The sequence below is a fragment of the Nonomuraea sp. NPDC050556 genome (genome assembly GCF_044457355.1).
Classification (GTDB): Bacteria; Actinomycetota; Actinomycetes; order Streptosporangiales; family Streptosporangiaceae; genus Nonomuraea.
Genome location: NZ_JBITGU010000005.1, coordinates 22,749 through 42,177, shown reverse-complemented (window position 1 = coordinate 42,177; position 19,429 = coordinate 22,749). Strand labels below are relative to the sequence as shown.

Annotated in this window: 17 protein-coding genes; 6 read left to right on the top strand and 11 right to left on the bottom strand. The window is 69.1% G+C overall.

The genetic code is table 11. The features are described from left to right. The first annotated feature begins 105 nt into the window (after positions 1 to 105). Positions 106 to 957 carry a hypothetical protein gene (locus ACIBG8_RS42455; RefSeq protein ID WP_397348923.1) on the top strand — a complete coding sequence of 284 codons (852 nt, stop codon included), beginning with the start codon at positions 106 to 108 and terminating at the stop codon, positions 955 to 957. A gap of 51 nt (positions 958 to 1,008) precedes the next feature. On the opposite strand, the gene purL is transcribed toward ACIBG8_RS42455, so the two are convergent. The 5 genes from purL to ACIBG8_RS42430 form a co-directional block, all read right to left on the bottom strand. After that, complete coding sequence (purL, locus tag ACIBG8_RS42450) at positions 1,009 to 3,288, bottom strand: phosphoribosylformylglycinamidine synthase subunit PurL (protein WP_397348922.1); 2,280 nt, start codon at positions 3,286 to 3,288, stop codon at positions 1,009 to 1,011. A gap of 62 nt (positions 3,289 to 3,350) precedes the next feature. Further along, the gene (gene purQ / locus ACIBG8_RS42445) at positions 3,351 to 4,034 is read right to left on the bottom strand and encodes a phosphoribosylformylglycinamidine synthase subunit PurQ (protein WP_397348921.1); all 684 of its coding nucleotides are present in this window, start codon (positions 4,032 to 4,034) and stop codon (positions 3,351 to 3,353) included. Between the two features lie 92 nt (positions 4,035 to 4,126). Continuing rightward, a complete protein-coding gene (locus tag ACIBG8_RS42440) occupies positions 4,127 to 4,561 on the bottom strand; it encodes an ATP-binding protein (RefSeq protein ID WP_397348920.1) in 435 nt (144 codons plus the stop codon). A 171-nt stretch (positions 4,562 to 4,732) separates the two neighbouring features. Continuing rightward, positions 4,733 to 4,978: a phosphoribosylformylglycinamidine synthase subunit PurS gene (gene purS, locus ACIBG8_RS42435; protein WP_397348919.1), complete on the bottom strand. Its 246-nt coding sequence runs from the start codon at positions 4,976 to 4,978 to the stop codon at positions 4,733 to 4,735. Further along, entirely contained in the window at positions 4,948 to 6,219 is a 1,272-nt protein-coding gene (locus ACIBG8_RS42430) for a hypothetical protein (RefSeq protein ID WP_397348918.1), read from the bottom strand. Before ACIBG8_RS42430 ends, purS begins: the two co-directional genes overlap by 31 nt. Positions 6,220 to 6,481: 262 nt before the next feature. Between ACIBG8_RS42430 and pdhA the strand changes: the two genes are divergently transcribed. Genes pdhA through ACIBG8_RS42415 form a run of 3 tightly spaced genes read left to right on the top strand, consistent with a single transcriptional unit; the run spans position 6,482 to position 10,358 of the window. After that, the gene (gene pdhA / locus ACIBG8_RS42425) at positions 6,482 to 7,555 is read left to right on the top strand and encodes a pyruvate dehydrogenase (acetyl-transferring) E1 component subunit alpha (RefSeq protein WP_397348917.1); all 1,074 of its coding nucleotides are present in this window, start codon (positions 6,482 to 6,484) and stop codon (positions 7,553 to 7,555) included. Beyond that, positions 7,552 to 8,532, top strand: coding sequence for an alpha-ketoacid dehydrogenase subunit beta (locus tag ACIBG8_RS42420; protein WP_397348916.1), 981 nt, complete (start codon positions 7,552 to 7,554; stop codon positions 8,530 to 8,532). Before pdhA ends, ACIBG8_RS42420 begins: the two co-directional genes overlap by 4 nt. Before the next feature lie 11 nt (positions 8,533 to 8,543). Beyond that, positions 8,544 to 10,358 carry a 2-oxo acid dehydrogenase subunit E2 gene (locus ACIBG8_RS42415; protein ID WP_397348915.1) on the top strand — a complete coding sequence of 605 codons (1,815 nt, stop codon included), beginning with the start codon at positions 8,544 to 8,546 and terminating at the stop codon, positions 10,356 to 10,358. 193 nt (positions 10,359 to 10,551) lie between these two features. Here ACIBG8_RS42415 and ACIBG8_RS42410 read toward each other — a convergent pair whose 3' ends face one another. Genes ACIBG8_RS42410 through ACIBG8_RS42385 form a run of 6 tightly spaced genes read right to left on the bottom strand, consistent with a single transcriptional unit; the run spans position 10,552 to position 15,459 of the window. After that, entirely contained in the window at positions 10,552 to 11,541 is a 990-nt protein-coding gene (locus tag ACIBG8_RS42410; RefSeq protein ID WP_397348914.1) for a hypothetical protein, read from the bottom strand. After that, a complete protein-coding gene (locus tag ACIBG8_RS42405) occupies positions 11,538 to 12,068 on the bottom strand; it encodes an RNA polymerase sigma factor (RefSeq protein ID WP_397348913.1) in 531 nt (176 codons plus the stop codon). Before ACIBG8_RS42405 ends, ACIBG8_RS42410 begins: the two co-directional genes overlap by 4 nt. Continuing rightward, positions 12,065 to 13,249: an adenylosuccinate synthetase gene (locus ACIBG8_RS42400; protein WP_397348912.1), complete on the bottom strand. Its 1,185-nt coding sequence runs from the start codon at positions 13,247 to 13,249 to the stop codon at positions 12,065 to 12,067. The genes ACIBG8_RS42405 and ACIBG8_RS42400 overlap by 4 nt, the downstream gene beginning before the upstream one ends. Then, a complete protein-coding gene (locus tag ACIBG8_RS42395; protein ID WP_397348911.1) occupies positions 13,246 to 14,142 on the bottom strand; it encodes a hypothetical protein in 897 nt (298 codons plus the stop codon). The genes ACIBG8_RS42400 and ACIBG8_RS42395 overlap by 4 nt, the downstream gene beginning before the upstream one ends. Positions 14,143 to 14,152: 10 nt before the next feature. Then, positions 14,153 to 14,761 carry a hypothetical protein gene (locus ACIBG8_RS42390; RefSeq protein WP_397348910.1) on the bottom strand — a complete coding sequence of 203 codons (609 nt, stop codon included), beginning with the start codon at positions 14,759 to 14,761 and terminating at the stop codon, positions 14,153 to 14,155. Further along, complete coding sequence (locus ACIBG8_RS42385) at positions 14,758 to 15,459, bottom strand: NUDIX domain-containing protein (RefSeq protein WP_397348909.1); 702 nt, start codon at positions 15,457 to 15,459, stop codon at positions 14,758 to 14,760. The genes ACIBG8_RS42390 and ACIBG8_RS42385 overlap by 4 nt, the downstream gene beginning before the upstream one ends. A 70-nt stretch (positions 15,460 to 15,529) precedes the next feature. Between ACIBG8_RS42385 and ACIBG8_RS42380 the strand changes: the two genes are divergently transcribed. Together ACIBG8_RS42380 and ACIBG8_RS42375 are read left to right on the top strand one after the other, a co-directional pair. Beyond that, complete coding sequence (locus ACIBG8_RS42380) at positions 15,530 to 15,823, top strand: Dabb family protein (RefSeq protein WP_397348908.1); 294 nt, start codon at positions 15,530 to 15,532, stop codon at positions 15,821 to 15,823. A gap of 66 nt (positions 15,824 to 15,889) precedes the next feature. Continuing rightward, positions 15,890 to 19,423 carry a glycosyl hydrolase 2 galactose-binding domain-containing protein gene (locus tag ACIBG8_RS42375; protein ID WP_397348907.1) on the top strand — a complete coding sequence of 1,178 codons (3,534 nt, stop codon included), beginning with the start codon at positions 15,890 to 15,892 and terminating at the stop codon, positions 19,421 to 19,423. The last annotated feature ends 6 nt before the right edge of the window (positions 19,424 to 19,429 follow it).

The window sequence follows — 19,429 nt, the reverse complement described above, 5'->3', positions numbered from 1 at the left end:
TACCGGACATCGTGATGCAGGTGTGATGTTTGGCCTGCCATCCATTGGAACGGTTGAAACGTGTACCTGATGCGCAACATTCGTCACTCTAGAAAGACAGCCCCCATGGCCATCAGGTTCATCGGCCGCCAGTTTGGCGCAGCCGCTTCGGTTGGAGTGCTCGCACTTTCCCTCGTCGTCGTGGGAGGCGCTGCCACGGCGTCCACCGCCGAGGCGGAGGTACACGCCTGCGTGCACAAGAAGACCCGTTACGCCCGCATCGTCAACCCGGCGACGAAGTGCCGGGCGACCGAGATCCGCGTCACGTGGGGCGCCGGGGGCGACACCCTCAACGGCACCGGCGGACCGGTGGGCCCGGCGGGCAAGGACGGCAAGGACGGCGCGGCGGGCCCCAAGGGCGACACCGGCGCCACCGGTCCGGTCGGCCCGAAGGGCGACAAGGGCCTCCAGGGCATCCAGGGCCCCAAGGGCGAAACCGGCCCGACCGGCCCCGCGGGCAAGGACGGCAAGAACGGCGTCGACGGCAAGAACGGCATTGACGGTAAGCCGGGCGCCAAGGGCGAGGACGGTAAGGACGGCAAGAACGGGACCAACGGGCAGGACGGTAAGCCGGGCCCCAAGGGCGACACCGGCCCCGCAGGGCCCAAGGGCGACACCGGTCCCGCCGGCCCTCAGGGCAAGCCGGGTAAGGACGGCGAGAACGGTCAGGATGGCAAGCCGGGTCCTGCGGGCGGCGCCAAGCCCACGGTCATCAAGTCGGCCAACTTCTCCGGCGGCAGCGGAACCGTCACCTGTGACACCGGCTACACGATGACCGGCGGCGGGGTCAGCTCCTCCAACTCGACGGTCAAGGGCAGCTACCCCGTCGGGAACGGCTGGAAGGCCGAGCTGTCCGGCCAGGGCCAGGGCAACGGCGGCAGCGGCACCGTCTACGTCGTCTGCATGCCCACCACCTGAGAAAGCAAGAAGGGCCCGGTACGGCGGGTACCGGGCCCTTCTCTCTCCACGTCAGCCGAACAGCTCAGGCAGCGTCGCCTCGTGCGTCGTGCGGAGGTCGGTGAGAGCCACCTCGAACACGTCCTCCACCACGAGCGCGTCACCACCGGTGACCCCGAGCCCGTAACAAGGCACCTCGTGCTCAGCGCACAGCGCCGCGAAAGCGTCGAACTGCTCAGGCCGTACCGCCACCAGCGCCCGCCCGGCGGACTCGCTGAACAGCGCCACGAACGGGTCGTCGCTCAACGACACCCGAGCCCCGACCCCGCGAGCCAGGCAAGCCTCCGCCAGCGCGATCCCCAGCCCGCCGTCCGACAGGTCGTGCGACCCCTCCACCAGCCCGGCGGCCGCCGCGGCGACCATGACCGTGGCCAGCGAGCGCTCGTCCTCCAGCACCGCCTCCGGCGGCAGCCCGCCGAGGTGCCCGTGCGCCACGTGCGCCCACTCAGAGCCGCCGAACTCCGCCCGCGTCTCGCCCAGCAGGGCGATCTTCAGGCCAGAGGCGACGAATCCGGACTTGATGCGGGTTGCGACGTCGTCGATCACGCCGAGCACCCCGACCACCGGCGTCGGGTGGATCGCCTGCGCGCCCGTCTGGTTGTAGAACGACACGTTGCCGCCGGTGACCGGCACCCCCAGCGTCCGGCACGCGTCCGCGAGCCCCCGCGTGGCCTCGGCGAACTGCCACATGACCTCGGGGTCCTCGGGCGAGCCGAAGTTGAGGCAGTTGGTCACCGCGAGCGGCTTGGCCCCGGTGACCGCGACGTTGCGGTACGCCTCGGCCAGCGCGAGCTGCGCCCCCGCGTAGGGGTCGAGCCGGGCGTAGCGCCCGTTACCGTCCGTGGCCAGCGCGATCCCGCGCTTGGTCTCTGAGGCGCCGGCCATGACCTCGGAGATACGCAGCATCCCCGCGTCGGCTGGCTGCGCGAGCACGGTGTTGGACCGTACGTACCTGTCGTACTGGGAGGTCACCCACTCCTTGGACGCCAGGTTCGGCGATCCGAGCAGCTGCAGCAACGTCGCGCGCAGGTCGGACGGCCGGTCGAGCTTGTCGGGCACGTCGGCGTTCAGCGCCGCCTGGCCGACCGGCTCGTGGTAGGGCCGCTCGTAGACGGGTCCGTCGTCGGCAGCCGTGCCCGGCGGGATGTCGACGATCGTCTCGCCGTGCCAGGTCATCACGAGCCTGCCGGTGTCGGTGACCTCGCCGATGACGGTCGCGGGCACGTCCCACTTCTCGCAGATCGCCATGAAGGCCGGAATGTCCTCCGGGGTGACCACGGCCATCATGCGCTCCTGCGACTCGCTCATGAGGATCTCCTCAGGGCGGAGCGACGAGTCGCGCAGCGGCACCAGGTTGAGGTCGACGTGCATGCCGCCGGTGCCCTTGGCGGCCAGCTCGGTGGTCGCGCACGACACCCCGGCCGCGCCGAGGTCCTGGATGCCCACCACGACATCTGCTGCGTACAGCTCCAGGCAGCACTCGATGAGCAGCTTCTCCATGAACGGATCACCGACCTGTACGGCCGGCCTCTTCGCCGAAGGCGAACCATCAGCTCGTGCCTGCGACTCGTCTTCCTGGTCGAACGTCGCAGAGGCGAGCACGGAAGCGCCGCCGATGCCGTCGGGCCCGGTCGAGGCGCCGAACAGCACCACCTTGTTGCCGGGGCCCGGCGCGGTCGCCAGCTTGATCTGGTCCTTGCGCAGCAGGCCCACGCAGAGCGCGTTCACCAGGGGGTTGCCGATGTAGCAGGGGTCGAACACGACCTCGCCGCCGATGTTCGGCAGGCCCAGGCAGTTGCCGTAGTGGGAGATGCCCTCGACCACGCCGGGCAGCACGCGCCTGGTGTCCTCCTGGAGGGCTCCGCCGAAGCGCAGGGCGTCCATGACCGCGATCGGCCGCGCGCCCATCGACATGATGTCGCGCACGATGCCGCCCACGCCGGTGGCCGCGCCCTGGTGCGGCTCGACGTAGGAGGGGTGGTTGTGCGACTCGATCTTGAAGGTGGCCGCCCAGCCGTCGCCGATGTCGACGACGCCCGCGTTCTCGCCCATGCCGACCAGCAGCGCCTCGGACTCCGGGGCCTTGGTGGCGAACTGGCGCAGGTGCACCTTGGAGGACTTGTAGGAGCAGTGCTCCGACCACATGACCGAGTAGATGGCCAGCTCGGAGGAGGTCGGGCGGCGGCCCAGGATCTCCACGACGCGGTCGTACTCGTCACGCTTCATCCCGAGCTCGGCGAACGGCATCGCCTCGTCCGGGGTTTCAGCCGCGCGCTTCACGTTGTCGGTCATGCCGACTCTGTCGGCATGACCGACAGAGTCGGCGTGCTTATTTGATCGCTCGCTTCGCTCACTCATGCGTTCACCAGCTTCGACAGGATGGAGGTGAAGAAGCCGCGGCCGTCGGTCGACGGGGCGCCGACGAGGTCCTCGACGGCGTGCTCCGGGTGCGGCATGAGGCCGACGACGTTGCCGGCCTCGTTGGAGATGCCCGCGATGTCGCGCATGGCGCCGTTCGGGTTGCCTCCGGCGTACCGGAAGACGATCTGGCCGTTCGCCTCGAGGGCGTCCAGGGTCTCCTCCGAGGCGACGTAGCGCCCCTCGCCGTGCTTGACCGGCAGCACGATCTCCTGGCCGACCGTGAAGTCGCCGGTCCAGGCGGTCGACGCGGACTCGACCGCGACGCGCTGGTCGCGGCAGACGTAGTGCAGCGAGGCGTTGCGGGTCAGCGCGCCGGGCAGCAGGTGCGCCTCGCACAGGATCTGGAAGCCGTTGCACGTGCCCAGCACCGGCAGCCCGGCCCTGGCCGCCGGGATCAGCTCGTCCATCAGGGGCGCGAACCGGGAGATCGCACCGCACCTGAGGTAGTCGCCGTAGGAGAAACCACCGGGCAGGAAGACGGCGTCGACGCCCTTGAGGTCGTGGTCCGCGTGCCACAGCGGCACGGCTTCACCACCGGCCAGCCGTACGGCACGGGCGGCGTCTTGGTCGTCGAGTGTCCCTGGAAACGTGACAACGCCCACGCGGGCAGCGGTCATGACGTCTTCCCCTCCGAGGAAATGGCGCATGCGCACGCCACCGTCTCTTGGGGCGGACGGTGGTCTGTGGCGGTACTCCAGGCTACCGGTGGTCAGACAGCGGCGAGTTCGCGGGTCCTGAGGGAGGCGTCATCCCACGACAGGAGCTTGCGCAGGTGAACGGTCGTCCCGCGGCCGGGCGTGACGCCGAAGGAGACCTCGTCCACCACCGACCGCATGATCAGCAGACCCCTGCCGTTCTCCTTGTCGGGCGGCGGGAAGGTGATCGGCATGGAGGAGAGACCCTCGCCGCCGTCGGCGATGCGCACGTCGCACCGGCCGTAGCCGATCGCGGCGGAAACCTCGTAGCGGTTGGCGGGACCGCCGTGCCGCACGGCGTTGGAGCAGGCCTCGGAGACCGCGAGCAGCATGTCGGAGATGCACGTCTCGCTCACGTTGAGCGAACGCATCGCATCACCCAGCACTCGCCTGACCATCGGAATGCCGATCGCATCCCGTGGCAGTGCCAGCGAGAACTCAATGTCCACCGGACCCCTCCCGGCGCCAGAACGTCACCTGGAGTAGGTTTCCCCGTGAAATCGGGGCTAACCGCAAAATCACGTTGTTGTTATTTACTGTTGGCACGCTCGTGGGATTGTGGCACGGCAAAACCCGGCTTTAAGCCGAGACGGGTAATTCCGGGTGTCAACTGTGCCGTTCTATCCCTCGACCCGCACCGAGTAGTCCTCGATCACGGTGTTGGCCAGCAATGTCTCGGCCATCTTTCGGACGTCCGCAAGTGCGGCCTCGTCGGCGGGGCCGTCCAGCTCGATCTCGAACCGCTTGCCCTGGCGCACGGCGGACACCCCGGCGAAGCCCAGTCGCGGCAGCGCCCGCGCGATCGCCTGGCCCTGCGGGTCAAGGATTTCCGGCTTCAGCATGACGTCGACGATGACGCGCGCCACAGGGTGCCTCCAGAGCTAGTGGACTTTCGCCCGCTCAGCCTAGTGCCCTGCCAGGCGAGCGCCGCGCACAGGGTGACCAGCGGGATGGCGGGCACGACATAACGCACGTCGTAGCCGGTGAGGAACGGCGGCGCCACGATGAGCACGAGCGCCGCCACTCCGGGTAACAAAGCGTCGGGCCGCCGCCTGGCGAGTCCCACGACGAGCACCCCCATCAGCACGGGGAACGGCACGTATCCGAAACGCTGATAGGCGCGGAGTAAGCCCGCATAAGGCTCCACCACGCGCGTGCCGTGACGGGCGTTGAAAGGGAACCAGTAAGGGTTCGTCCTGGCGACCGCGGGGTTGCGGGCCTTGGTACGTTCCCACCTGAACAATTGCCCGAGATCGCGCCCCACGGCCGCCAGGTAGCCGCCCGGTTGCGCCGCGATCGCCTGGCGGGCGAACTCGCCCGCCGCCGCGTTCCTGTCGCCGCGGACGCGCTTGAGCGGCGAGGAGGCGCCCCACACCCAGAACGGCGGCGCCGGCCGTACCTCCGTCGTGGGACACAGCTCAGGGGTGCGCGCCTCGAAGGCGTCACAGTCGGCGAACGACATCGTGCGCGCCCAGAGGAAGACGCCCTCGGCCCTGGTCAGCCCGAACGTGCCCGCCTCCACCTTCATCCAGGTCGCGTAGCCCAGCAGCGGCAACGCCCCGGCCAGCGCCAGGCACAGGACAGGCCTCCATCCCGTACGGCGGAGCAGCATCCAGGCCCCGGCCACCAGCAGCAGCGGCACCCCGATCGTCCTGGTGATCGCGGCCAGCCCGAGCAGCGTCCCGCCCACGGCGGCGGTGACCGGCGTGAGCCGCCCCAGCAGCACGAGCACCGCGGCCGTCACCAGGACGGTGAACAGCGCGTCCGCCATGACCATGTGCTCCAGCAGGACCAGGAACTCGTCGTACAGCAGGGGAGCGGCGGCGAGCGTGGCCCCCCAGTCGGGCAGCCCGCGACGGCGCAGGCACAGGTAGACGGCCACGGCCAGCGCCAGCCCGAGCACGTGCTGCGCCAGCACCACCAGCGTCAGGTCGCGGCCGAACCAGGTGACGAAGAACGTGTATCCGGCGGGGCGGAACGCTCCAGGCTCGGGTTCGCGCAGATAGGTGAAGGAGTCGGCCCAGAAGAGCAGCGCCGGGGGATAGCCGAGCACGGCCAGCAGCCGCAGCCCGACCGCGGGAACCAGCGCGACGACGAAGACCCTCATGATCTCTTCTCGCCGCCAGGCGGCGGAAAGGTTCACGGGCGAATACCGGGGGAAGGGCTTGCGTATGGGGCTGTGACCTCTGCCACCATGTCCCCATATGCGTGAGGACCACCACCAAATGGGACTAACGCGAACGAAAGGCCAGGAAGTGGTGGTAACCCCATCCGCCCGGCCCTGAGCAACAAGGAGTGGCAATGACCGAACATCGTGAGGTCATCAGTAAGCACAGCACTTTGGGCATGAGGCCGACGAAGGAGGTCTCATGACCGGTGACGCAACTCCGGAGCTTGTACAACTGCTCACCCCCGAGGGGGAGCGGGTCGAGCACCCCGACTACGACATCGATCTCACGCCAGAAGAGGTCAAGTCGCTCTACCGCGATCTGGTCCTCGTCCGGCGCATCGACCTTGAGGCCGTCGCGCTGCAACGCCAGGGCGAGCTGGGCATCTGGGCCTCGCTGCTCGGCCAGGAAGCGGCGCAGATCGGCTCAGGCCGCGCGCTGACCGACGCCGACATGGCCTTCCCGACCTACCGCGAGCACGGCGTGGCCTGGTGCCGCGACGTCGACCCGGTGAAGCTCCTCGGGCTCTTCCGCGGCGTCAACCACGGCGGCTGGGACCCGGCGGAGCACAACTTCCACCTCTACACGATCGTCATCGGCAGCCAGACCCTGCACGCGGTCGGCTACGCCATGGGCATCCAGCGCGACGACGCCAACGCGGCGACGATCGCCTACTTCGGCGACGGCGCCACCTCGCAGGGCGACGTCAACGAGTCGTTCATCTGGGCCAGCGTCTTCAACGCGCCGATCGTGTTCTTCTGCCAGAACAACCAGTGGGCCATCTCCGAGCCGCTGGAGAAGCAGACCCGCATCCCGCTCTACCGGCGCGCGTCCGGCTTCGGCTTCCCCGGCATCCGGGTGGACGGCAACGACGTCTTCGCCTGCCTCGCGGTGACGCGGAAGGCCCTCTCCGACGCGCGAAGCGGTCAGGGGCCGACGCTCATCGAGGCGTTCACGTACCGCATGGGCGCGCACACCACCACCGACGACCCCACCCGCTACCGCGTGGCCAGCGAGCTGGAGGCGTGGAAGCTCAAGGACCCGATCGAGCGCGTCAAGGCGTACCTGTTCAAGAACGAGCACGCCGACCAGGACTTCTTCGACTCCGTCGAGGCCGAGGCCGACAAGCTCGGCGCCGACGTGCGCAAACGCTGCATCGAGATGCCCGATCCGTCACCGCTCGACATGTACGAACACGTCTACAGGGACCCGCACCTGCTGATCGACGAGGAGCGCGCCACGTACGCCGCCTACCTGGAGGGCTTCGAGCGATGAGCATCCTTTCACTCTCCAAGGCGCTGAACGAGGGCATGCGCAAGGCCATGGAGGACGACCCCAAGGTCCTCATCATGGGCGAGGACGTCGGCAAGCTCGGCGGCGTCTTCCGCGTCACCGACGGCCTGCAGAAGGACTTCGGCGAGGACCGGGTCATCGACACGCCCCTGGCCGAGTCAGGGATCGTCGGCACCGCGATCGGCCTGGCGCTGCGCGGCTACCGCCCGGTGTGCGAGATCCAGTTCGACGGCTTCGTCTTCCCTGCGGCGGACCAGATCATCACGCAGCTCGCCAAGATGCCGATGCGCTCGCTCGGCGCGATCAAGCTGCCGGTCGTGGTCCGCATTCCGTGCGGCGGCGGGATCGGCGCGGTCGAGCACCACAGCGAGTCGCCAGAGGCGTACTTCACCCACACGGCCGGGCTGCGCGTCGTGGCCTGTTCCAACCCGCTGGACGCCTACTCGATGATCCAGCAGGCGATCAGCTCGGACGACCCGGTGATCTTCTTCGAGCCCAAGCGGCGTTATTGGGAGAAGGCGGAGGTCGACACCACGTCCACGGACTGGTGGACGCCGATGGACAAGGCGGTGACCGTACGGCAGGGCAGTGACGTGACGCTGCTCGCCTACGGGCCCATGGTCAAGACCTGCCTGGAGGCCGCGACGGCCGCCGAGGAAGACGGGCGGTCCCTTGAGGTGATCGACCTCAGGTCGCTCAACCCGCTCGACACCCCGCACGTCATGGAGTCGGTACGTCGCACGGGGCGGGTCGTCATCGTGCACGAGGCGCCTGTGTACAGCGGGTTCGGGGCGGAGTTGGCGGCGCGGATCACCGAGCAGTGCTTCTACCACCTGGAGTCCCCGGTGTTGCGGGTCGGCGGGCCCTCGACCCCGTATCCGCCGTCGAAGCTGGAGGACCATTACCTGCCTGACCTGGACAGGGTGCTCGAAGCCGTCGACCGCAGCTACAGCTACTGAGAGGGGGCCTTATGCGACGCGAATTCAAGCTCCCCGACGTAGGGGAGGGGCTGACGGAGGCGGAGATCGTCCGGTGGCACGTGAAGCCGGGGGACGCCGTGAAGGTCAACCAGATCGTGGTGGAGATCGAGACCGCGAAGTCCATCGTGGAGCTCCCGATCCCGTGGGAAGGCGTGATCGCCGACCTGATGGCGGAGGAGGGGCAGACGATCGACGTAGGCCTGCCCATCATCTCCGTGGACACCGGCGAACCCACCCCGGAGGACCTGGTCCCCAACCCGCCGGCAGAGGGCGCGGTAGAGCCTGGTGCCCACGGCAGTCCCGCTCCGAAGGAGGAGCGCCAGGCGGTGCTGGTGGGGTACGGCGTGAAGACCGGCGCCACCAAACGCCGCCAACGCAAACCCACCGCCCCACCCAAAACCCCCCCAAGCGGCACCACCCCCGGCACGACCCCAGGCAGACCGACCCCCGGCAGCACACCCCCGGCCGGGCCAACCCCCGCCACAACGGGCGCCACGCCCCCGAGCGGGACATCTCCAGGAACGACACCCCCCAACGCGCCGCCCTCCAGCGGCGCGACTCCCGGTGGTGCGGCCCCAGGTAGCGTGCCTCCTGGCGGCGCGGGCACAAGCGGCGCGACTCCCGGTGCAGCGCCCCTCGGCGGGGTCACCCCCGGGGCGGCGTCCTCCGGCGCAGCGACGCCTGGTGCAGCGACGTCCGGTGCGGGGATGCACGGCGCGGCGACGCCCGGCGGGGCGGCCTCTGGCGGGGTGGTTTCGAGCGCCGGGTCGGCGAGGGGTGGTACGGCGGAGCTCGGCGCAACGCGGACGGACCCCAGCCAGGCAGACGTCACGGTGCTCGCCAAACCGCCCGTGAGGAAGCTGGCCAAAGACCTGGGGGTGGACCTCAAAACCCTCACAGGCACAGGGCCCCAAGGCTCCATCACCCGCGAGGACATCCACGCAGCAGTAGAAGGCGCATCCGGAGCAGAGGCTGCGGACGGCGAGAGCGTGGCGGTAGGAGCGGGCTGGGAGGCGACCGCTGGGAGTGCAGCGGGCCAGGCCGGAGCTGTGACCGCGGGGAGCGTGGCGGGTCGGGCCGGAGCCGTGGCCGCGGGGAGTGCGGTCCCGGGCACCGAGGAGCGCATTCCCGTCAAGGGCGTCAGGAAGATGATGGCCCAAGCCATGGTCGCCAGCGCCTACTCAGCCCCCCACGTCACCGAGTTCCTCCAACTCGACGTCACCAAGACCATGGAAGCCGTCAAACACCTCAAAACGCTGGACGACTTCCAGGATGTGAAGGTCTCACCTCTGCTTCTGGTAGCCAGAGCTGTCATCACCGCCATCAAGCGCTACCCGATGATGAACTCCCAGTGGCAAGAAGACGAGATCGTCATCAAGCACTACGTCAACCTCGGCATCGCCGCAGCCACCCCCCGAGGCCTGGTGGTCCCCAACGTCAAGAACGCCCACGCCCTGTCGCTCAGAGAACTGGCCCAGGCGTTCGGCGACCTCACCGACACCGCCAGGGCAGGCCGTACCCAACCGCATGAAATGTCCGGAGGCACCTTCACCATCACCAACGTCGGCGTCTTCGGCGTCGACACCGGCACCCCCATCATCAACCCGGGCGAATCAGCCATCCTCGCGTTCGGCCAGGTCAGGGACGCGCCGTGGGTGGTCGACGGCCAGCTGGCGGTCAGAAAGGTGACCACCCTGTCGCTGTCCTTCGACCACCGCGTCATCGACGGCGAGCTCGGCTCCCTGTTCCTCAGGGACGTCGGCGCCATGCTGGAGGACCCGCTCCGCATGATCGCCTGGAGCTAGCGACAAACAACCAAGGGGAGGGCCCGACACCCGGGCCCTCCCCAAGGCCCGAACGACGGCTAAGGACACCTAACAAAAAGGGGACCTCCCCCACACATCTCCCTCCTCAAAAGGAGAGAGGGGTACAGAGGGGAGGGTCTGCTCTCTGAGCCTTCTGGGCACTTTCGAGGTGAGGTTCATTCCGTTAGGAGCTCTAAGGCTCGAATGACGGTGGCGGGTCGCTGGGCATTCCCATCCCGTAGAGGAAGAACCGCTGGAACGGCGCGCCCACCCCGACCATCCGCTCAGCCGCCACGGCCGCGTCAAGCGCCACGTCCTGAACGGCGGCCAGGTCCCCGGACCTCCTGTGGATCACGATCTGCTCCTGCACCGGCGCCCCACGCACGAGCGCGATCGTGTCGGTGAACCCGGGCAAGGCCTCGACACCCTCCACGAGCGCAGTCCCAGGAAGGGCCGCCAGCAGCCGGTACAGCGCGGCCCGCGTCCCCCCCGAGGTGGGCGCGTCGAGGAGGAGCCGCTCGCCCGCCCCCCACAACCACGTGTCCTGGTCGATCTCCAGATAGGGCGCGTAGTACGCCAGCAGGGCGGCGCGCAACGCCTCCACCTCGGTGGGCAGCCCCTTCACCTGCGCAAGTGTCAGGTCGAGCCCCTTGGCCAGCTGGAACGTGTCACGCACCGGCTGCCTGACCCCCTTCTGACCGCAACCCTGGGCGGGGCACAGCTTGGGCGAGCCCGCCAGGCGCCAGGCGGCCTCGTCGGCGGGCTTGACGGTGGAGGCTCCGTACTCCTCCATGTTGCGGCCGGTCGGGTCGACCCAGAGCGTGTCCGTGAACTGCTCCATGACCATGAAGTCGCCCTTGTCGGACTTACCCCAGTAGATCTGCACCATCTCGCGGGTCCACCAGCCCCGGTCGTCTTCCATCGGCCGGGCGGCCCTGGCCTGCGCCGCCGTCTCCAGCGCCTGGACCGCCCCGTCCGTGGTGGCGGTGATGTGCTGGCCCTCGCCGAGGCGCGGGACGACGACCAAGAGCGCCGCCACGACGGCGGCCGCCATCGCGACGAGCAGGCGTGGGTGTGGCCGCCGCTGCCGCGAGCCCAGCACGCGCGCCCTAACCTGGGCGACATCAGCGGGTTCCGGGACGTCCGGCATGACCTCGTCGATGATCTGGAACTCGCGCCTCACAGCTCTACCCCCAACGTCTCGCGCAGCCTCGCCCTTGCCCTGCTCAGCCGCGAAGCCACCGTCCCGTAGGCGACGCCCAACGCCGCCGCCACCTCCTCGTACGTCAGCTCGCCGTACGCGATGAGCAGGACCACGTCCCGCTCGCCGCGCGACAGACCGGCAAGCGCCCCCGCGAGCCTGCCCGCCGTCACCCCGGCGGTGACCCGGTCCGCGACCTCGTCGTCGTGCCCTACGTCGGGCGGCGGTCCCGTTCTGGCCATGGCGCGGTACCGGCGTACCTCCGCGCGTTTGTGGCGGCCGATGAGGTTGGTGGCTATGCCGTACAGCCAGGGCCGTACGCCGCCTTTGGTGGCGTCGAACCGGCCGCGCGAGCGGAAGGCGATCAGGAAGGTCTCGGCCGCCAGGTCCTCGGCCACGTCCAGGTCGAGCCGCCTGCCGATGTAGCGGCGGATCTCCGGGTAGTGGGCGTCGAAGACGGCGGCGAACCGTTCCGGGTCGGCGACCGCGCTGTCGGGAACAGTGATCACACCAGTACTTGCCCGCTCAGCACGGACCCTTCCGCGCAGATTTTGTCGTCGGAGGTCGGCCCGTAGGACCGCAGGACCACGGGCGCGCCGAGCGCGGACGAGACGGCGGAGGGCCAGTCGGTCACCGTGGCGTAGACCGGGGTCATGGGCAGCGAGGTGAGGGCCGCACCGCCGTTCACGGGCAGCCGGTCGAGACCCTCGTAGGCGACGCACATCCGCGAGACGGGCGCGTCGAGGTGGGTGAGGGCGAGCGCGTCCACCCCGCCGCACGCGTCGATCGCGTAGCGGTGCGCGACGGCGTCGAAGTGCCCGCGCCTGAAGGCCCCCTGCCACGGCCCGAAGAGGTTGTGCGGCTCGGGCACCACCAGCGAAGGGTCCTCCGTCACGAGCGGCCCCGGCCCGTGCCTGGTGGTGTAGGTCCGCACGACGCCCAGCCGTACGGCGGGCGCCCCGCCCAGCAGTTCAAGGGCGTTGGCGAAGGTCGTCGTGGACCACGTGGTGTACGGGTCGAAGCCGTGCCACTCGTCCAGCAGAACCCCCTGCGCCCCCTCGAAGACCAGCGGCCCACCCGGCGGCAGCCCGGCAGCAAACCGGACGCATCCCGAAAAATCCTGGAAAGCGGCGACGCAGTCCGCCACCGGCGGCCCCGAGACGTCCAGCACCGCACGCAACCGCAGCAGCTTGCGCGTCAGCACGTCCGGAGAGGCACAGTCGCCCACGCGGGGAGCGAGGTCGGGATGGGCCAAGGAGTACGCCATCACCTCGCCCACCCCCATCCCGCACGACCCGTGCCGATCGTCCCCACGCGCCAGCTCCCGCCGCCGCCCCGCCTCCACGTGGTACGGCGTGGCCAGCAGCGCCTCGGGATCCGCCGTGATCAGCGCGAACGGGTCCCGCACCCCGATCGAGGCCAGATGTGCGGCCTCGGCCGACAGCGCGAGCGGATCGACGACCGCGAACCGCGACAGGTGGGTGGGCACCCCGCGCAGGGTGCCCGACCCGAACTGGGCGAACGTGTGGTGCCTGCCGTCCGGCAGCACCACGTTGTGCCCGGCCTGGGCGCCGCCGTTGAACCTGATCACGGCGCGGACCGGCCGGGTCGCGCAGAGCCAGTCCACGACGGTGCCCTTCCCGGCGTCGCCGTACCCCAGATCGACGACGATGATCGCGTGATGGCTCACCGCTCGAGCTCCAGCCGTGACAGCGCCCGCGCCACCGACGGACCTGCCGTCGAGCCGATGTCGGACAGGTCGTCGAGCCCCTCGTGCAGCCCGATCGTGTCCTCGCCGAGCCCGACGGTGAGCGCGATCGTCTCGCACACGGCGTCGAGGTCGTCCAGCTCCAGGACGTTCTGGCCGAGCAGCGAGCGCCACTCGGACAGCACCTCGGTGTCGCCCGCGTAACTGGCACCGGCGGGGAGGATGAAGTAGACGTCGTACATCCTGGTCAGCTCGTCGACGAGGTCGCTGATGCCCAGATCGCGCACCGAGGAGCCGATCAGCACGCGGACCTGACGGCTGTCGACCCGCCGGTAGGGCATCTCGTCGCCGATGATGAACAGGTAGCCCCGCTTCCCGCGCTTCTCGAAGCAGTCGATCGCGGTGTGCCTGGCCATGAAGTACATGGCCAGCTCGTACGACTCGCGCTTCTGCCCGCCGCCCCCGCCTTCCAGCAGGATCTGCCCGAGCTGCTCGTCCATGCGGTTGTCCGACTCGAACTGGCCGACCTGCAGCGGCGCCCGGTCGCAGGTGGCGTCGCCGATGGCGCCGAACATGATCTGCGGGTCCCGCGCGTAACCCTTGCGCAGCAGCAGCCCGAGCAGGTCGGGCAGCTTGGCCTGGAGCGTGCGCGGCACGTGCCCCATCGACCCGGTCACGTCGAACAGCACCGAGATGGCCAGCGAGTTGGGGTGCTCGTCCGAGTCGCGGCACTCGCGCACCACGTCGAACGGGTTGAGTGCGTCGTGCACGGTCCTGGCGCCGCTGTCGCTGTAGGCGAAGGCGCTGGCGCCGGTGGCCGCGCGGTAGCTGGCGCGGGAGGAGTAGACGTCGGTGGACCAGATTCCGCTTCCCATGGGGGTCTCCTTACAGGTGGAGTGGACGGTACGTCCGTGGTCCGTACAGGTCTTCGAGCAGGTCGTCGAGCTCCTTCAGCAGCGCCCACGCGTCGCGCGGGGGCCGCGCCAGGCAGCCGTCGACGAACGTGCGCATGCGCACGGGCGGCGAGTCGATCAGGGCGGCGACGCACCGGGTGACCGCCAGCACGTCGTCGGAAGGGTCGCGCCCGGCGCGGCACCAGTCGACGAGGATCAGGCCGTGCTCGATCGGGTGCACGAGCACGTGCCTGGGCAGGACCGCGCCGTGCGAGATCCCCGTGCTGTGCGCGACCCCGACGGCGACGAGCAGCCGACGCCAGATCCACGCGATGTCGCGCGGGTCGCGCACGCCGACGCGCTCCAGGGTCACGAACCCGTCGGGGGCCCGGCTGATCAGGTTGGTCCGATGGCCGCGCACTCTAAGTGTCTCGATCAGGCGCGGGATGTACGGCATGAGCGTCGGGTCAGCCTCGGCGGCGATGGTCCGCAGGGCGATCGCCTCGCGCTTGAGCAGCTGGTTGTCCGCCGGGTCCCTGGTGACCTTGAGCACCTGGTCGCCCTTGGCGTACAGCACGGCCGTCCCGCCCTGGTGGATCACCGGATCTCCTCCTCACGCGACGGCCGCAGCAGGGCCGGGTGCAGGAGGCGCGCGTCACCGGCCCGGTAGAGCTTCGCCTTGGGCCCGCCGCGCGGCCCGCCGGTCTGCGTGGTCTCGCCCGTGCCCTCCACGAATCCGGGGACGGACAGGACCTTGCGGTGGAAGTTGCCCGCGTGCAGCGGAGTGCCCCACACGGTCTCGTAGACCAGCCGCAGCTCGGAGATGGTGAACCGCTCCCTGACGAACGCGGTGGCCAGCGGCGTGTACTCCAGCTTCGCTCTGGCCCGCTCCACGCCCTCGGCCAGGATGCGCCCGTGGTCGAAGGCGAGCGTCGGCAGGTCGTCGACCGGATGCCACACGGCCTCGGCCGCGTCCGTACCGGCCAAGGGGTCGGCCATGTCCGGCGCGAACGCCAGGTACGCCACGGAGACCACCCGCATGCGCGGGTCGCGCCCCGGGTCGCCGTAGCTGGCGAGCTGCTCCAGGTGGGCGGGTCCGGTGGCGATGCCGGTCTCCTCGACCAGCTCGCGCACGGCCGCGCTGGTGAGGTCCTCGTCCGGCTTGACGAAGCCACCCGGCAGCGCCCACAGGCCCGCATAGGGCTCAACGCCGCGCTCCACGATCAGCACGTGCAGCCGCCGGTCGCGGATGGTGAGCGCCACGATGTCCACAGTCACGGCGAAGGGCGGGAATTCCATCGGCTAGTCCTTCTCGCTTAGAGATAATCTCAGTATGAGAATAACAAGGGAGTGTGTCAACCTTGGCCGCATGATCCGCCACATAGTGCTCCTGAAGTGGGCAGACAGCGCCACCGACGCGCAGAAGCAGGCCGTGACCGACGGGCTGGCCAAGCTGCCCGCGGTCATTTCCGAGCTCAAGCGCTACGACCTCGGCTCGGACGCGGGCATCAGCGAGGGCAACCACGACTTCGCGATCGTCGCCGAGTTCGACGACGTGGACGGCTACGCCGTCTACCGCGACCACCCCGAGCACCTCAAGGTGATCACCGAGCACATCAAGCCGATCCTCGCCGGCCGGGCCGCCGTCCAGATGCTGATTTGAGCCTTTACGAGATCGCGATTGGTTGTTAGGAAGGTTTATTAACAAACCAATCACCGAGGTGGCCCCATGTCGCGGTCTCGTCTCCTGCTCTTGTTGTTGGCGTTAGCCCTGGTCATACCAGGGGGAGGGGCGATCGCCGCCGTCGCGCCCGCGGCGGTCGTCCCCGGATTCAAGATCCAGTCCACGGCCAAGGTCTCCGACACCGGGGCCGTGATCTCGACGCCCGGCTATGCGGCCACCGGTTGGTACCAGGTGGGCAAGCGGTCGACGGTGCTCGCCGGGCTGCTGGAGAACAACCTCTATCCCGACCCGTTCTACTCCACCAACATGCAGTCGATCCCGACGGCCGACTTCGACGTGCCCTGGTGGTACCGGGCCGACTTCACCCTCGACTCCCAGACCGGGATGCAGACGTTCCTCGACTTCAGCGGGGTGATCTCCGGCGCGGACGTGTGGGTGAACGGCACCAAGGTGGTCACCGTGACCGGCGCCTACACCCGGCAGGAGAGCAACGTCACCAGCCTGGTCCACCCGGGCGTGAACTCGGTGGCGTTCCGCATCACGCCGAACAACCCGAACAACCAGCTGACGATCGGCTGGATCGACTGGGTGCAGCTGCCGCGCGACGACAACATGGGCATGTTCCGCGACGTGCTCATCCGGCGCAGCGGCCCCGTCTCGGTGCGTGACGCGCACGTGATCACGTCGCTGCCGACGCTGAACCAGGCCGATCTGACCATCAAGGCCGACGTGCGCAACCACACGGCGAGCGCGGTGACCGCCACGGTGACCGGCAAGATCGGCGCGCAGACCTTCAGCCAGGACGTCTCGCTGGCCGCCAACCAGACCAAGCGGATCACGTTCAGCCAGTCGATCGCCAACCCCGACCTGTGGTGGCCGCACACCATGGGCGCCCAGCCGCTCTACACCCTCGACCTGTCGGCATCCGTGGGCGGCACGGAGACCGACGCGCTCAGCCAGAAGTTCGGCGTGCGCAAGATCGAGTCGGGCAGGAACACCAGCGGCAAGCGCTACTACAAGATCAACAACAAGCCGATCCTCATCAAGGGCGGCGGCTGGTCGCCGGACATCTTCCTGCGCGACCGCCCCGGCTACACCGAGGCCAAGGTCAAGTACGCCAAGGACCTCGGGCTCAACACCATCCGGGTCGAGGGCCACCTGGACACCGACGACCTCTACGACCTGGCCGACAGGTACGGCCTGCTGACCCTGCCGGGCTGGGAGTGCTGCAACAAGTGGGAAGGCAGCTGGACCAGCGCCGACTACCCCGTCGCGCAGGCGGCCATGACGGCGGAAGCCGTACGGCTCAGGAACCACCCCAGCGTGATCTCCTTCCTCATCGGCTCGGACAACCCGCCGACCGCGCAGAAGGAGACCACCTATCTCGACGCGCTCAACGCGGCCGAGTGGCAGCTGCCCGTCGTCTCCGTGGCCAGCGACAAGGCCAGCCCGCAGCTAGGCAACTCGGGCATGAAGATGACCGGGCCGTACGACTGGGTGCCGCCCAACTACTGGTACAACAAGCGCGAGGGCGGCGCTTTCGGGTTCAACTCGGAGACCAGCGCCGGGCCCGACGTGCCGACGCTCGACTCGCTCAAGCGCATGATGACGCCCGCGCAGATCGACTCGCTGTGGCAGAGCCCGTCGGCCACGCAGTACCACCGCTCGCCGTCCTCGACGTTCAACAACCTGACGATCTACCACAACGCGCTCAGAGGCCGGTACGGCGTGCCGTCCAACCTGGATGACTACGTGAAGAAGGCGCAGCTCGCCCAGTACGAGGCGGTGCGCGCGCAGTTCGAGGCCTACGGGCGCAACTTCACCGACGCCACCAACCCCTCGACCGGCGTCGTCTACTGGATGCTCAACAGCGGCTGGTCGTCGCTGCACTGGCAACTCTTCGACTACTACCTCGACCAGGGCGGCTCCTACTGGGGCGCGCGCGAGGCGAACAAGCCGCTGCACGTGCAGTACTCCTACGACAACAAGTCGGTCGTCGTGGTCAACTCCACCACGGCAGCCGCGTCGCTCACCGTGAAGACCGACGTCTTCAACACCGACGGCACCTCCAAGTACACCAACACCGCCACCGTCACCGCCCCCGCAGACGGCGGCAAGGCGACCGCGGTCACCATCCCGTCGATCTCGGGCCTGACCTCGACCTACCTCGTACGGCTGACGCTGCTCAAGGACGGCCAGGAGATCGACCGCAACGTCTACGCCCTGTCCACCACCGACGACGTGATCGACTGGGCGAACAACGACTGGTACTACGTGCCGACCACCCAGTACGCCAACCTCAAGGGACTCAACACCGTCGCGCAGACCACGATCACCGCCTCGGCCACCGGCAACAGCGTGACGATCAAGAACACCGGCCAGTCGCCCGCCCTCTACCTCGACGCGCACGCCGTCGACGCGGCGGGCAAGCCCGTCCTGCCCGTGAAGTGGTCGGACAACGCCGTCAGCCTGTGGCCGGGCGAGTCCAAGACGCTGACGTACGACGTCGCCGCGGCGGGCGTCAGGGTCTCCGGATGGAACGTGGCCACGGTGACCGCGCCCACCGGACCGCCGGACACCGAGAAGCCGTCGATCCCCGCCAACCTGCGCGTCACCGGCAAGACCTCGACGTCGGTCTCCCTCGCCTGGGACGCCTCGACCGACAACGTGGGCGTCACCGGCTACGACGTGTCCGGTGGCCCCTCGGTGTCCGGCACCAGCGCGACCGTGTCCGGGCTCACCCCGAACACGTCCTACACCTTCACCGTCAGGGCCCGTGACGCTGCGGGCAACACCTCCGACGCCTCAGCCCCCGTGACCCAGGTGACCGACCCCGCTCCCACGAGCGGCGTCTACCAGGCGGAGGACGCGACGATCTCGCAGGGTGTGGTGGAGTCGAACCACACCGGCTACACGGGATCCGGTTTCGTGAACTACGACAACGTGACCGGTTCCTACGTGGAGTGGACCGTCAACGCGGCGACGGCGGGCCCGGCGAGCGTGACCCTGCGCTACGCCAACGGCACGACGACCAACCGCCCGATGTCGATCAACGGCACCACGGTCGACTTCCCGAGCACCGGGACGTGGGACACCTGGGCGGACAAGACGATCACCGTCAACCTGGTGGCCGGCGTCAACAAGATCAGGGCCACCGCGACCACCGCCAACGGCGGGCCGAACGCCGACAAGATCACGGTCACCGCCCAGCCGCCGCAGAGCGACTACCAGGCGGAGGACGCGACGATCTCGCAGGGCGTGGTGGAGTCGAACCACACCGGCTACACCGGTTCCGGTTTCGTGAACTACGACAACGTGACCGGTTCCTACGTGGAGTGGACCGTCAACGCGGCCACGGCGGGGCCGGCGAGCGTGACCCTGCGCTACGCCAACGGCACGACCATCAACCGCCCGATGTCGATCAACGGCACCACGGTCGACTTCCCGAGCACCGGGACGTGGGACACGTGGGCCAACGCGACGATCACCGTCAATCTCGTGGCGGGCGTCAACAAGATCAGAGCGACGGCCACCACCGCCAACGGCGGACCCAACGCCGACAGGATCAGCGTCGGGTAGGCGGAC

Bases quoted from the DNA above. Each gene is read 5' to 3' on its own strand.
- ACIBG8_RS42455 (WP_397348923.1), top strand. From the start codon at position 106: ATGGCCATCAGGTTCATCGGCCGCCAGTTTGGCGCAGCCGCTTCGGTT.
- purL (WP_397348922.1), bottom strand. From the start codon at position 3,288: ATGACCGACAACGTGAAGCGCGCGGCTGAAACCCCGGACGAGGCGATG.
- purQ (WP_397348921.1), bottom strand. From the start codon at position 4,034: ATGACCGCTGCCCGCGTGGGCGTTGTCACGTTTCCAGGGACACTCGAC.
- ACIBG8_RS42430 (WP_397348918.1), bottom strand. From the start codon at position 6,219: ATGAGGGTCTTCGTCGTCGCGCTGGTTCCCGCGGTCGGGCTGCGGCTG.
- pdhA (WP_397348917.1), top strand. From the start codon at position 6,482: ATGACCGGTGACGCAACTCCGGAGCTTGTACAACTGCTCACCCCCGAG.
- ACIBG8_RS42420 (WP_397348916.1), top strand. From the start codon at position 7,552: ATGAGCATCCTTTCACTCTCCAAGGCGCTGAACGAGGGCATGCGCAAG.
- ACIBG8_RS42415 (WP_397348915.1), top strand. From the start codon at position 8,544: ATGCGACGCGAATTCAAGCTCCCCGACGTAGGGGAGGGGCTGACGGAG.
- ACIBG8_RS42395 (WP_397348911.1), bottom strand. From the start codon at position 14,142: ATGGGAAGCGGAATCTGGTCCACCGACGTCTACTCCTCCCGCGCCAGC.
- ACIBG8_RS42385 (WP_397348909.1), bottom strand. From the start codon at position 15,459: ATGGAATTCCCGCCCTTCGCCGTGACTGTGGACATCGTGGCGCTCACC.
- ACIBG8_RS42380 (WP_397348908.1), top strand. From the start codon at position 15,530: ATGATCCGCCACATAGTGCTCCTGAAGTGGGCAGACAGCGCCACCGAC.
- ACIBG8_RS42375 (WP_397348907.1), top strand. From the start codon at position 15,890: ATGTCGCGGTCTCGTCTCCTGCTCTTGTTGTTGGCGTTAGCCCTGGTC.